1 rRNA gene is annotated in these 2,946 nt (G+C 51.2%); it reads left to right on the top strand.

Annotated elements, in window-relative coordinates:
* The first annotated feature begins 25 nt into the window (after window positions 1–25).
* Window positions 26–2,928: ribosomal RNA gene (locus tag FW758_RS24165) — 23S ribosomal RNA — on the top strand.
* Window positions 2,929–2,946 lie beyond the last annotated feature (18 nt).

Below are 2,946 nucleotides of genomic sequence, written 5' to 3'. Positions count from 1 at the left end.
TGAGTGAAACTCATTTGGGTTGTATGGTTAAGCGACTAAGCGTATACGGTGGATGCCTTGGCAGTCAGAGGCGATGAAGGACGTAGTAACTTGCGAAAAGCGTTGGCGAGCTAGTAACAAGCATTTGAGCTAACGATGTCCGAATGGGGGAACCCAGCAGCATAAGCTGTTATCGCAACATGAATACATAGTGTTGCGAGGCGAACCCGGGGAACTGAAACATCTAAGTACCCGGAGGAAAAGAAATCAACCGAGATTCCCCTAGTAGCGGCGAGCGAACGGGGATTAGCCCTTAAGTCAGTGGGGTGTTAGTGGAATGTGTTGGAAAGCACAGCGGCACAGGGTGATAGCCCCGTACATGAAAACTAACCATTGATGAAAACGAGTAAGGCGGGACACGTGACATCCTGTTTGAATATGGGGGGACCATCCTCCAAGGCTAAATACTCCTGACTGACCGATAGTGAACCAGTACCGTGAGGGAAAGGCGAAAAGAACCCCTGTGAGGGGAGTGAAATAGAACCTGAAACCGTATACGTACAAGCAGTGGGAGCGGTTCTTGAGACCGTGACTGCGTACCTTTTGTATAATGGGTCAGCGACTTACATTTTGTAGCGAGGTTAAGCGAATAGCGGAGCCGTAGGGAAACCGAGTGTTAACTGCGCGTTTAGTTGCAAGGTGTAGACCCGAAACCCGGTGATCTAGCCATGGGCAGGTTGAAGGTTGAGTAACATCAACTGGAGGACCGAACCGACTAATGTTGAAAAATTAGCGGATGACTTGTGGCTGGGGGTGAAAGGCCAATCAAACCGGGAGATATCTGGTTCTCCTCGAAAGCTATTTAGGTAGCGCCTCGAGCGAATACCATTGGGGGTAGAGCACTGTTAAGGCTAGGGGGTCATCCCGACTTACCAACCCTTTGCAAACTCCGAATACCAATGAGTACTACTCGGGAGACAGACGGCGGGTGCTAACGTCCGTCGTCAAAAGGGAAACAACCCAGACCGTCAGCTAAGGTCCCAAAGTACTAGCTAAGTGGGAAACGATGTGGGAAGGCTTAGACAGCTAGGATGTTGGCTTAGAAGCAGCCATCATTTAAAGAAAGCGTAATAGCTCACTAGTCGAGTCGGCCTGCGCGGAAGATGTAACGGGGCTAAGCTAGTCACCGAAGCTACGGGTGCACAGTTTACTGTGCGCGGTAGAGGAGCGTTCTGTAAGCCGTTGAAGGTGAAGGGGTAACCCACGCTGGAGGTATCAGAAGTGCGAATGCTGACATGAGTAACGATAAAGGGGGTGAAAAACCCCCTCGCCGAAAGACCAAGGGTTCCTGTCCAACGTTAATCGGGGCAGGGTGAGTCGACCCCTAAGGTGAGGCCGAAAGGCGTAATCGATGGGAAACAGATTAATATTTCTGTACTTCTGCTAACTGCGATGGAGAGACGGAGAAGGCTAGGCTAGCGCGGCGTTGGTAGTCCGCGTTTAAGGTGGTAGGTTGATTTCTTAGGCAAATCCGGGGAATCGCACTTTAGTGTGCAGACTGAGAGCTGATGACGAGGTCCTAAGGGACTGAAGTAGTTGATGCCATGCTTCCAGGAAAATCTTCTAAGCTTCAGGTTAGTGGGAATCGTACCCCAAACCGACACAGGTGGTCGGGTAGAGAATACCAAGGCGCTTGAGAGAACTCGGCTGAAGGAACTAGGCAAAATGGTACCGTAACTTCGGGAGAAGGTACGCTCCTGTTGGTGATGAGACTTGCTCTCTAAGCTGACGGGAGTCGCAGATACCAGGTGGCTGCAACTGTTTATCAAAAACACAGCACTGTGCAAACTCGCAAGAGGAAGTATACGGTGTGACGCCTGCCCGGTGCCGGAAGGTTAATTGATTGGGTTATCGCAAGAGAAGCTCATGATCGAAGCCCCGGTAAACGGCGGCCGTAACTATAACGGTCCTAAGGTAGCGAAATTCCTTGTCGGGTAAGTTCCGACCTGCACGAATGGCGTAATGATGGCCACGCTGTCTCCAGCCGAGACTCAGTGAAGTTGAAATTGCGGTGAAGATGCCGTATACCCGCGGCTAGACGGAAAGACCCCGTGAACCTTTACTATAGCTTGGCACTGAACATTGAACCTACATGTGTAGGATAGGTGGGAGACTTTGAAGTTGTGACGCTAGTCATGATGGAGTCGTCCTTGAAATACCACCCTTGTAGTTTTGATGTTCTAACCTAGGTCCCTTATCGGGATTAGGGACAGTGCCTGGTGGGTAGTTTGACTGGGGCGGTCTCCTCCCAAAGAGTAACGGAGGAGCACGAAGGTTGGCTAAGTACGGTCGGACATCGTACGGTTAGTGCAATGGCATAAGCCAGCTTAACTGCGAGACATACACGTCGAGCAGGTACGAAAGTAGGTCATAGTGATCCGGTGGTTCTGAATGGAAGGGCCATCGCTCAACGGATAAAAGGTACTCCGGGGATAACAGGCTGATACCGCCCAAGAGTTCATATCGACGGCGGTGTTTGGCACCTCGATGTCGGCTCATCACATCCTGGGGCTGAAGTCGGTCCCAAGGGTATGGCTGTTCGCCATTTAAAGTGGTACGCGAGCTGGGTTCAGAACGTCGTGAGACAGTTCGGTCCCTATCTGCCGTGGGCGTTGGATGATTGAAGGGAGCTGCTCCTAGTACGAGAGGACCGGAGTGGACGAACCGCTGGTGTTCGGGTTGTCATGCCAATGGCATTGCCCGGTAGCTACGTTCGGAATCGATAACCGCTGAAAGCATCTAAGCGGGAAGCGAGCCCTAAGATGAGTCATCCCTAGGAATTTAATTCCTCTAAAGAGCCGTTCGAGACTAGGACGTTGATAGGCATGGTGTGTAAGCGTTGTGAGGCGTTGAGCTAACATGTACTAATGACTCGAGAGGCTTAACCATACAACCCAGATGGGTTTT

The organism is Shewanella sp. 1180_01 (genome assembly GCF_052850535.1).
The sequence above is the reverse complement of the archived record's forward strand: the minus strand, read 5'-3'. Positions and strand labels throughout refer to the sequence as shown.